We start from the raw sequence: 628 nt of genomic DNA on the forward strand, positions 1-628 counted from the left end.
CGCGAAAGGCGCCCGGCCCTGCGGGTTTGGCGTAGCGCAAACGCGATCCACTCACCAAACGTCAACAGCCCCTAGGGCATCTCCCGATGAGCTACAGACGTAGGGAGCCGTTTCTTGCCAAGCCCGCTCGCGGCTAAGCCGTTTCAAAACAGCCTGTCAGCGCAATGAGCGGCGGCACCGCGGCTCGCCTTTCGCAGCCTTGAGCTGGATGCCGGTCCGCGGCGCCCAGGCTTGGGCGGCCTGGGATGATCCCGCTTGCGATCCTTCTATTCAGACAACGATCATGCTGAGCATGGCTTCGACCGGCTTGCGCTATAGGGCGCGGCGCTGTTCCGTAAGCCGATGGCTGTGCGCCAGAAAGCGAACGGATGCCGGGGGTGGCTCTGATTGACCGGCGTTCGCCGGCGCTGGCGGAGCGGCATGGGGGGAGTGAATGATCCGAGGGACGGCGAGAGTGGCGTCGGGATGAATTTTTGTGGGCAAGGCGAGCCTATCAGGCGTCAAATGCATCAAGGGGTTGCAAGAAAAATCTTGCAACCCCTTGATGTTATTGGTGGCGAATCAGGGACTCGAACCCCGGACCTGCGGATTATGATTCCGTCGCTCTAACCGACTGAGCTAATTCGCC

Annotated in this window: 1 tRNA gene; it reads right to left on the bottom strand. The window is 61.5% G+C overall.

Going from position 1 to position 628, the window contains the following annotated elements:
* Nucleotides 1-551: 551 nt before the first annotated feature.
* Nucleotides 552-628 (bottom strand) — tRNA-Met (locus tag QUG01_RS19935).

The sequence above is a fragment of the Chromobacterium sp. CCUG 76385 genome (genome assembly GCF_059916625.1).